This is a genomic window from Paraburkholderia sp. BGA-UO-ETr-F12 (assembly GCF_059567945.1).
In genome coordinates this window covers 174139-181871 of record NZ_JCAQOZ010000005.1, presented here as the reverse complement: position 1 = coordinate 181871, position 7733 = coordinate 174139, and the positions used below count along the sequence as shown (strand labels likewise).

General features: G+C 61.6%; 8 protein-coding genes. 5 read left to right on the top strand and 3 right to left on the bottom strand.

Annotated elements, in window-relative coordinates:
• A partial coding sequence (locus tag AC57B6_RS01605; RefSeq protein ID WP_496420588.1) for an electron transfer flavoprotein subunit alpha/FixB family protein occupies positions 1–251 on the top strand: 251 nt, incomplete at its 5' end.
• A 107-nt stretch (positions 252–358) separates the two neighbouring features.
• Positions 359–2149: an acyl-CoA dehydrogenase gene (locus tag AC57B6_RS01600; RefSeq protein WP_496420587.1), complete on the top strand. Its 1791-nt coding sequence runs from the start codon at positions 359–361 to the stop codon at positions 2147–2149.
• A gap of 153 nt (positions 2150–2302) precedes the next feature.
• Here AC57B6_RS01600 and AC57B6_RS01595 read toward each other — a convergent pair whose 3' ends face one another.
• Complete coding sequence (locus AC57B6_RS01595) at positions 2303–3589, bottom strand: D-amino acid dehydrogenase (RefSeq protein ID WP_496420586.1); 1287 nt, start codon at positions 3587–3589, stop codon at positions 2303–2305.
• A 159-nt stretch (positions 3590–3748) separates the two neighbouring features.
• On the opposite strand from AC57B6_RS01595, the gene AC57B6_RS01590 reads away from it, so the two are divergent.
• Both AC57B6_RS01590 and AC57B6_RS01585 read left to right on the top strand, forming a co-directional pair.
• On the top strand, positions 3749–4237 hold the full coding sequence (locus AC57B6_RS01590; RefSeq protein WP_028199268.1) for an Lrp/AsnC ligand binding domain-containing protein: 489 nt from the start codon (positions 3749–3751) through the stop codon (positions 4235–4237).
• 99 nt (positions 4238–4336) lie between these two features.
• A complete protein-coding gene (locus AC57B6_RS01585; RefSeq protein ID WP_046568108.1) occupies positions 4337–5482 on the top strand; it encodes a PA0069 family radical SAM protein in 1146 nt (381 codons plus the stop codon).
• Positions 5483–5501: 19 nt separating this feature from the next.
• Here the strand turns inward: AC57B6_RS01585 and AC57B6_RS01580 are convergent, their stop codons facing one another.
• Together AC57B6_RS01580 and AC57B6_RS01575 are read right to left on the bottom strand one after the other, a co-directional pair.
• Positions 5502–5969 carry an NINE protein gene (locus AC57B6_RS01580; protein ID WP_183796542.1) on the bottom strand — a complete coding sequence of 156 codons (468 nt, stop codon included), beginning with the start codon at positions 5967–5969 and terminating at the stop codon, positions 5502–5504.
• A gap of 120 nt (positions 5970–6089) precedes the next feature.
• The gene (locus tag AC57B6_RS01575; RefSeq protein ID WP_496420585.1) at positions 6090–7292 is read right to left on the bottom strand and encodes a PQQ-dependent sugar dehydrogenase; all 1203 of its coding nucleotides are present in this window, start codon (positions 7290–7292) and stop codon (positions 6090–6092) included.
• A gap of 172 nt (positions 7293–7464) precedes the next feature.
• Here AC57B6_RS01575 and rpsP point away from each other — a divergent pair, with 172 nt between their 5' ends.
• Positions 7465–7719: a 30S ribosomal protein S16 gene (gene rpsP / locus AC57B6_RS01570; RefSeq protein ID WP_012734974.1), complete on the top strand. Its 255-nt coding sequence runs from the start codon at positions 7465–7467 to the stop codon at positions 7717–7719.
• Positions 7720–7733 lie beyond the last annotated feature (14 nt).

Below are 7733 nucleotides of genomic sequence, written 5' to 3'. Positions count from 1 at the left end.
GCGCGGCAGTGGACGCGGGCTTCGTGCCGAACGACTATCAGGTCGGCCAGACCGGCAAGATCGTCGCGCCGCAACTGTACGTGGCCGTCGGCATCTCGGGTGCGATCCAGCATCTGGCCGGGATGAAGGACTCGAAGGTGATCGTGGCGATCAACAAGGATCCGGAAGCGCCGATTTTCAGCGTCGCCGATTACGGTCTGGTGGGCGATCTGTTCACGGTCGTGCCGGAACTCGTGAGCGAGCTTGGCTAAGCGCCGCAGCGCCGGTTAAAAGGCGTCTGGCAGCACACGAAAGGGCGCGGGACCTATCAAGTCCAGCGCCCTTTTTTTATCGACAGACAGGCAGGAGGAGAACTGAAATGAGCTACACGGCGCCGATCAAGGACATGCTGTTCGTGATGAAAGAACTGGCCGGTCTCGAAGACATCGCGACGCTGCCGGGTTTTGAGGACGCAAACCTCGACACGGCTCAGGCCGTGCTCGACGAGTCGGCGAAACTGTGCGGCGAAGTGCTGGCGCCGCTGAACGTCGAAGGCGATCGCAATCCGAGCAGTTGGAAGGATGGCGTGGTTACCGCGACGCCCGGTTTCAAGGATGCGTTCCGCCAGTTTGGCGAGGGCGGCTGGCAAGGCGTGCAGCATCCGGTCGACTATGAAGGCCAGGGTTTGCCCAAGCTGATCGCCACCGCCTGTATCGAGATGCTGAACGCGTCGAACCTGTCGTTCGCGTTGTGCCCGCTACTCACGGATGGCGCCATCGAAGCGCTACTCACGGCCGGCAGCGAAGAGCAGAAGCAAACCTACGTGCCCAAGCTGATTTCCGGCGAGTGGACCGGCACAATGAACTTGACCGAGCCGCAGGCCGGTTCGGATCTCGCGCTGGTGCGCACGCGCGCCGAGCCGCAAGGTGACGGATCGTTCAAGCTGTTCGGCACCAAGATTTTCATTACGTGGGGCGAGCACGATATGGCGAAGAACATCGCCCATCTCGTGCTGGCGCGCACGCCGAATGCACCGGAAGGCGTGAAGGGCATTTCGCTCTTCATCGTGCCGAAGTTTCTGGTCAATGAAGATGGTTCGCTCGGCGAGCGCAACGACGTGCATTGCGTGTCGATCGAACACAAGCTCGGCATCAAGGCGAGCCCAACGGCTGTGCTGCAATTCGGCGATCACGGCGGCGCGATCGGGCACCTGATCGGCGAAGAAAATCGCGGCCTCGAGTACATGTTCATCATGATGAACGCGGCGCGCTTCGCGGTGGGCATGCAGGGCGTCGCCGTGTCGGACCGTGCGTATCAGAAGGCTGTGGCGTATGCGAAGGATCGCGTACAAAGCCGGCCGGTCGATGGCTCCGCGAAGCAGCCGGTGGCGATCATCCAGCACCCGGACGTGCGCCGCATGCTCGCGACGATGCGTGGTCTCACCGAAGCGTCGCGCGCGTTGGCTTATGTCGCCGCGGCTCATTGCGATATCGCGCATCGTCATCCCGACGAGGCAAAGCGCGCTGAACATCAGGCGATCTACGAATACCTCGTGCCGATCGTGAAGGGCTGGAGCACGGAGCTATCGATCGATGTGACGAGCCTCGGCGTGCAGGTGCATGGCGGCATGGGCTTCATCGAAGAAACCGGCGCCGCTCAGTATTACCGCGATGCGCGCATTCTGCCGATCTATGAAGGCACGACCGCGATCCAGGCCAATGACCTGATCGGCCGTAAGACCGTGCGCGACGGCGGCAAGGTGGCGAAGTCGCTGCTGGCCGGCGTGGCTGAAACCATCGAAGCACTCGGCGCACAACAGGGCGCTGCGTTCGAATCGATGAAGACGTACCTGGCGCAGGGGCATCGTTCGCTGAGCGCGGTGGTCGATTTTGTTGTCGCTAACACGAAGAGCGATCCCAATGCCGTGTTCGCCGGCAGCGTGCCGTATCTGAAGCTGGCGGGTGTCCTCCTGGGCGGCTGGCAGATGGCGCGCGCATTGCTCGTGGCGGCTGAAAAGCGCGCCGAGGATCCGTCGTTCTACGGCGCGAAGATCGCGACCGCACAGTTCTATGCCGAGCACGTGTTGCCGCTGGCTTCGGCGCTGGAGGCGTCGATTGTGAGCGCGAAGGGTGGGGAGAGTGTGCTGGCGTTGTCGGACGATCAGTTCTGATACTGCCTGTTTCACGAGCCAGCTAGCAGATGGAGAAGGCTCGCGCGTAAAAAAACAAACGGCGCCCACAAGGCGCCGTTTGTCTTTGTCAGGCCGGTCTGTCTGCGATGACGAATCGGCTCAACCGCTCGCGAAGCGTTAAAGCATTAAACCTTATGCATAAGCCGGGCGATGCGCGCCGCCGGTTTCGCCAAGATAGCGATGCACCGACAGATCGTCCGCCTTGATCGCCGGCTGCTTGCCCGACATCACGTCGGCCAGCAGTTGGCCCGAGCCGCACGACATCGTCCAGCCCAGCGTGCCGTGACCCGTGTTCAGGAACAGGTTCGGCAGGGGGGTGCGGCCGACGATCGGCGTACCGTCCGGCGTCATCGGACGCAGGCCGGTCCAGAAGGTGGCTTTCGACGTGTCGCCACCGCCCGGGAACAGATCGTTCACGCACAGTTCCAGCGTTTCGCGACGCGCCTCACGCAACGATTTGTCGAAGCCGACGATCTCTGCCATGCCGCCGACACGAATCCGGTCGTCAAAGCGCGTGATCGCGATCTTGTAGGTTTCGTCGAGCACGGTCGAAACCGGCGCCGCCGCTTCGTTGACGATCGGTGCGGTGATCGAATAACCCTTGAGCGGGTAGACGGGAATCTTGACGAGGCCGGACAGGAACTTCGTGGAGTATGAACCAAGCGCGACAACGAACGAATCCGCGCGCACCAGTTCCGCGCCGCATTGCACGCCGGCGATACGGCCACCCGCCACGGCGAGTGCGTCGATCGGCGTGTTGTAGCGGAACTTGACGCCCAGTTCTTCGGCCAGCGCGGCAAGACGCGTGGTGAACATCTGGCAGTCGCCGGTTTCGTCGCCAGGCAGGCGCAGACCGCCCGTCAGTTTGTGCGAGACAGCGGCGAGTGCCGGTTCGGCTTGCGCGAGTTCGGCCGGCGACAGCAGTTCGTACGGCACATTGGCTTCCTGCAGCACGGCGATGTCTTTCGCGGCGCCGTCGAACTGTTGCTGCGTGCGGAACACCTGCAGCGTGCCACCCGTACGGCCTTCGTACTGGATGCCGGTTTCGGCGCGCAGTGCCTGCAAGCAATCGCGGCTGTATTCGGCGAGACGGACCATGCGGCCCTTGTTCACCGCATAACGGGACGACGTGCAGTTCTGCAGCATCTGCCACATCCATTGCAACTGGAATTGCGTGCCGTCGAGGCGGATTGCCAGCGGCGCGTGTTTCTGGAACATCCACTTGACAGCCTTCAGCGGCACGCCCGGCGCGGCCCACGGCGACGCGTAGCCCGGCGAGATCTGACCCGCATTGGCAAAGCTCGTTTCGAGTGCGGGACCGGCCTCGCGATCGATCACCGTCACTTCATGACCGGCACGCGCCAGATAATAAGCACTCGTTACCCCGACGACGCCACTGCCCAAAACGACGACTCGCATAACTGCTCCAGAGAAAGGTCTGAGGGCGGCGCGCTCGTCGATTCGTTGAATTCGTTCGATTAACGAGGTGTAACGCGGATCGCCCAGTGTTAACCGCTATACTATTAACAGTCAGGCAGGTTTTGTTATTGTATTTTCAGGATTTTCAGCAAAAACACTATGCGTACACAGCGCCAACCGGTCCGGGCCCTCGACAAACTCGATCACAAGATCCTGCGGCTCCTGCAACAGGACGGCCGGATGGCAATGAAAGACCTTGCGGAACAGGTCGGGTTGTCGGTTACGCCGTGCATCGAGCGCGTCAAGCGGATGGAGCGCGACGGCGTGATCACCGGCTATCACGCGCGGGTGAACCCGGCTGAGCTGGGCGCTGCGCTGCTGGTGTTCGTCGAGATCACGCTCGATCACAAAAGCGGCAACATGTTCGATCAGTTCCGCCGCGAGGTGCAGAAGATCCCCGAGGTGCTGGAGTGCCACCTCGTGTCAGGCGATTTCGACTATCTGATCAAGGCGCGTATCGGTGAAATGGCCGATTATCGCAAGCTGCTGGGGGACATCCTGCTGCAACTGCCCGGCGCGGTGCAGTCGAAGAGCTATGTGGTGATGGAAGAGATCAAGGAAACGCTGACGATTGCGGTTGGCGAGTAGCTGCCCACGAAGGTCCGTAGCTGGGCTCGACAAACGGCGCAAACACTGTATATTTATACAGGTGTTTTCGCCGTTTCTCGTTTTTTACGTGCTCCAGCCGTGACCGATTCCGACCCCCACTTCGCGAATGAATTTCCGATCGCTCCGCCCGTGCCTCGCAAGGGGCGTGGCGCGGTGACGAACATGCAGGGCCGTTACGAAGTCGACCAGCGCGAAGGGGTGGACGACGGCTGGGTTTCGTCGTCCGAGGAAGACCTCGAGCCCAAGGTGTTGCGCACGCAGGTGTTCGAAGAGCGGGCCAAGACCATTCTCACGCGCAACGCGTCGCCGGATATTCCGTTCAGCGTGTCGTTGAACCCGTATCGGGGCTGCGAACATGGCTGTATCTACTGCTTCGCGCGGCCGACACATAGTTATCTGGGGCTCTCACCCGGTCTCGACTTCGAAAGCCGCATTTACGCGAAGATCAACGCGCCGGAATTGCTCAAGCACGAGTTGTCGAAGAAGTCCTATGTACCCGAGCCGATCGCGCTTGGCGTGATTACCGACGCCTGGCAGCCGGCCGAACGCGACTTGCGGCTGACGCGGCGCGTGATCGAAGTGCTCAGCGAGCGGGAGCACCCGTTTGCGGCGATCACCAAATCATCGCTGATCGAGCGCGATATCGATCTGCTCGCCCCTATGGCGGCGCGCGGGCAGTTCATGGCGGCCATCACCATCACCACGCTGGACGCGGATATTGCACGCACGCTCGAGCCGCGTGCGGCTACGCCTTCGCGTCGATTGCGCACCATCCGTACGCTAAGTGAGGCGGGTATTCCCGTTGGTGTGAGCATCGCGCCGGTGATTCCATTCGTCACCGAGCCGGACATGGAGCGGGTGCTGGAAGCCTGTGCCGAGGCCGGCGCATCTAATGCAAGCTACATCGTGTTGCGCTTGCCGTGGGAAGTGGCGCCGCTATTCAAGGATTGGCTCGCGGCACATTTTCCCGATCGTGCTGACCGGGTAATGAGCCGCGTGCGCGATATGCGGGGTGGGAAAGACTACGACTCGAACTTCTCCACTCGCATGAAGGGAGAAGGGTTGTGGGCAGATTTGCTGAAGCAACGTTTCCATCAGGCGGCGCGGCGGCTCGGCTTAAACCGGCGCGATCGCGGCATTCTGGATATGTCGCACTTCCGCCGGGTCGAGTTGGCGCGTGCTGAACCGCCGCCGCGCGACAATCCGCAATTGAGGCTTTTTTAGCGCGATGCGCGGTGGCAGCTTACTGCGACAGCGCTTTGGCGGCCTGAACCTGACTTTCGAAGTAAGTCTGAAACGAGATTGCGAGGCCCGTCATCAGCAGGAACGCGCCGATCAGCAGCGAAAAAATCACGATGAAAATGACCGTCCAGCCCGAGCGGCTTTTGCGTTGGGCTTGCGGGTTGAACTGTGCGTCCCATTTGTCATCCGGACGCAGGCCATAGACGATCGCAGCCAGAAAAGCGGAAAGCAGCGACACGGCGCCGAAAAAAGCGAGTACCCAGCCGAGCATCGAGGCCCGCTCGCTCGCCACCACCAGCATGGCGCCCGGAATCCCGATCAGGGTGCCGAGCAGATGAGCCCAGCCATAAATGTCGCGCATGCCGTACAGATAGAAGCGGTGAGCGCCGAGGCTGCCGAAGAAGAATGCCAGCGCAGCGGTAATCGTCTTGGATCTGAAATGCGAGGAAGTCGAAGCAAGGGTGGACATGTAGGCGAGAGCAGAGTGACAGGCGGGCGAAAGGAGCGGCGCGCCGGTGGGCGCGGACCGTCGGGCATTCTACGCCACGCGGTCTGGTGATGCTCACGTGACGGGTGAGTGCGTCGGTGATTAAGGCGTGGAGTAGGTCACTCGGTAAACCGCGCCGGCGTAATCGTCGCTGATCAGGAGTGAGCCGTCCGGCATCGGTTGCACGTCGGCCGGACGCCCCCATACCGTTTCGCCTGGCTGGAGCCAGCCTTCGGCAAAGACCTCCTGGTGCGCGTTGCTGCCGTCCGGGTTGGTGATCACCCGCACGACACGGTAACCGACCTTTTTGCTGCGATTCCACGAACCGTGTTCGGCGATAAAAATATTGTCCCGATAGGCGCCCGGAAACATCGAGCCGGTGTAAAAGCGCATGCCGAGCGAGGCCACATGCGCCCCGAGTTTGACAACCGGTGGCGTGAAGGCGCTGCACGGATGATCTTTGCCGAATTCAGGGTCGGGCGTGTCGCCGCCATGGCAGTAGGGAAATCCGAAGTCCATGCCGGCGCGTGGCGCGCGGTTGAGTTTGTCGTCCGGTACGTCGTCGCCCATCAGATCGCGGCCGTTGTCGGTGAACCACAGTTCGTGCGTTACCGGGTGCCACGCGAAGCCGACCGTGTTGCGAATGCCGCGGGCCACGACTTCATAGTGGCTGCCGTCCGGGTTCATGCGGCCAATCAGTCCAAAGCGGTCGCGGTCTTTCAGGCAGACGTTGCAGGGCGCGCCTTGTGGCACGTAAAGCTTGCCATCCGGCCCGAAAGCAATGAATTTCCAGCCGTGATGCGTTTCGGTCGGCAGTGTGTCGGTGACAATAACCGGTTTGGGCGGGTCGCTCAGGTGAGTGTCGATCGCGTCGAAGCGTAGAATTTTCGACACCGCGGACACATACAATGCGCCGTCCCGCCACGCGACGCCGGCCGGCGTTTCCAATCCGAACGTAATCACGTGACGTGCTGTCACGTGCCCATCGCGCAGCTCGAGCGCGTAGACATGGCCGTCGAGGCTGCCTATATAGAGGATGCCTTTCGGCGAGAGCGCCATACCCCGCGCGCTGGGTACCGCGTCCGACAGGACTTCGATATGGAAGCCCGGCGGCAGTTTGATGCGTTCGATCGGCAGTGCGGCCAACGCTGGTAGGGTGGCGGCCGCCAGCAACAACGTTGCGCCGATGCGAAGGGTCCGAGCGCGGGCGGCACCCGAAACGCCGGCAACTGGCGAAAATCCGGTGATTCGCCGAAAGACGGCGCGTAAAACGGAAAAAAACGCAGGCGGCGGCAGGAGTTTCATGGGCGCTCCGTCAGGTAATTCGGGCGTTTCGGCGCATTCCAAGCCCCCCGCCTGTATGGCCGGCGCAACCCGGTCACTCAGTTTATCCCCGTAAGTGTTTGTTATGGCGTCGGTTTCCCGCTATAATCGCGTGTTTCAGTCGTTCCGCACCCCGGTTTTCAAGGATTCTAATATGGTCATCATCCGCTTGGCTCGTGGCGGCTCTAAGAAGCGCCCGTTCTACAACATCGTCGCAACCGATTCGCGCAACCGTCGTGACGGCCGCTTCATCGAACGCGTTGGCTTCTACAACCCGGTCGCTACGAAGGGTGAGTCGCTGCGTATCGCTCAAGACCGCCTGACGTACTGGCAAGGCGTTGGCGCACAACTGTCGCCGACCGTCGCGCGTCTCGTGAAAGAAGCGCAAAAGGCGCAGCCGGCTGCTTAATGGTAGCTAGCATG

What these genes read in the sequence shown, in the direction of transcription:
- AC57B6_RS01600 (WP_496420587.1), top strand. Translation starts at nt 359, where the DNA reads ATGAGCTACACGGCGCCGATCAAGGACATGCTGTTCGTGATGAAAGAA.
- AC57B6_RS01595 (WP_496420586.1), bottom strand. Translation starts at nt 3,589, where the DNA reads ATGCGAGTCGTCGTTTTGGGCAGTGGCGTCGTCGGGGTAACGAGTGCT.
- AC57B6_RS01590 (WP_028199268.1), top strand. Translation starts at nt 3,749, where the DNA reads ATGCGTACACAGCGCCAACCGGTCCGGGCCCTCGACAAACTCGATCAC.
- AC57B6_RS01580 (WP_183796542.1), bottom strand. Translation starts at nt 5,969, where the DNA reads ATGTCCACCCTTGCTTCGACTTCCTCGCATTTCAGATCCAAGACGATT.
- AC57B6_RS01575 (WP_496420585.1), bottom strand. Translation starts at nt 7,292, where the DNA reads ATGAAACTCCTGCCGCCGCCTGCGTTTTTTTCCGTTTTACGCGCCGTC.
- rpsP (WP_012734974.1), top strand. Translation starts at nt 7,465, where the DNA reads ATGGTCATCATCCGCTTGGCTCGTGGCGGCTCTAAGAAGCGCCCGTTC.